Raw genomic sequence first — 597 nt, 5'->3', positions numbered from 1 at the left:
TCCCGCTCCTGACCGACCAGCAGGCCGCCCTCGTGCCCCAGAACGTCGCCGCGTTCGGCGAGGACCTCGACGTGCCGATCGACCAGGTGCAGATCTACCTCGCCGTGCGGGAACTCGCCCACGCCCGGCTGTTCCGGCACTCGCGCTGGCTGCGACTGCGGCTGATCAGTTCGATCACCGACTTCGCCCGCGACATCAGCATCGACTCCGGCCGTCTCGAAGAACTGGCGGAGGGCTTCGACCCGTCCAATCCCGAGGAGCTGCGGCAGGCGATCCTGAACGGCTCGCTGATTCCGCCGAAATCGGAGACCCAGCTCGCCGCCCTCGCGAGGCTCGAGACGATGCTCGCCCTCGTCGAGGGCTGGGTCGACGTCGTGACCGCCCGGGCCACGAGCCGGCTCCCCCGCGCCGACGCCATCAACGAGACGGTCAAGCGTCGTCGCGCGTCAGGTGGTCCGGCCGAGTCCGCGTTCTCGACCCTCGTCGGGCTCGAGCTGCGCCCGCGCCGGTTGCGCGAGGCGGCCGCGATGTGGCAGGCCGTGACGGATGCAGTCGGCGACGACGGTCGTGACGCACTGTGGGCGCATCCCGACCTTC

Annotated in this window: 1 protein-coding gene; it reads left to right on the top strand. The window is 70.7% G+C overall.

Features of this window, described 5'->3' with window-relative positions; translation table 11 throughout:
* Positions 1-597: zinc-dependent metalloprotease (locus QN350_RS19750; RefSeq protein ID WP_323517219.1), on the top strand; the 597-nt coding region annotated here is incomplete at both ends.

This window comes from Cryobacterium sp. 10I5, from assembly GCF_035019865.1.
Taxonomy (GTDB): domain Bacteria; phylum Actinomycetota; class Actinomycetes; order Actinomycetales; family Microbacteriaceae; genus Cryobacterium; species Cryobacterium breve_A.
This window is presented reverse-complemented; position numbering and strand designations above follow the sequence as displayed.